At 55.9% G+C, this 517-nt stretch carries 1 protein-coding gene; it reads left to right on the forward strand.

Features of this window, described 5'->3' with window-relative positions; genetic code table 11:
- Nucleotides 1-517 (forward strand): IS3 family transposase (locus K0F88_RS32050; protein WP_219097880.1); only part of this gene is annotated, 517 nt, incomplete at both ends.

Here is a 517-nt window from a genome sequence, read left to right on the forward strand (position 1 = left end):
GTGAAGCCTGAGCGGGAGAAACTTAAAGCCGTGCTGGTCGAGCATCACAAAGAATCCAGAGCGTCCGCGGGGTCTCGTACCCTTTCCAAGGAGCTGCAAGCAAAGGGACATCGTGTCGGGCGACATATGGCTCGCAGCTTGATGCGCGAAGCCGGAGTCTCCAGTCATCAGCGACGGCGGCACAAGTACAAATCTGCCGGCGTGGAAGCTCTGGTGGCGCCGCATGTGCTCAAGCGCAAGTTTGATGTCACGGCGATCAACCAGGTGTGGTGTGGCGATGTGACGTACATCAAGGTCGGCAAGCGCTGGATGTATTTCGCGGCGGTTCTGGATCTGTTTGCTCGCCGAATCGTGGGATGGTCGTTTTCAATGATTTCCGATGCCACGCTGACCTGCGAAGCGTTGCGAATGGCAGTTCAATTGCGAGGCCGTCCAAAAGAGGTGCTGTTTCATTCCGATCAAGGTTGCCAATACACCAGCCACAAATTCAGGAACGAGATGCGCAAGCATGGACTTC

The organism is Pseudomonas sp. UMAB-40 (assembly GCF_900095275.1).
Classification (GTDB): Bacteria; Pseudomonadota; Gammaproteobacteria; order Pseudomonadales; family Pseudomonadaceae; genus Aquipseudomonas; species Aquipseudomonas mandelii_B.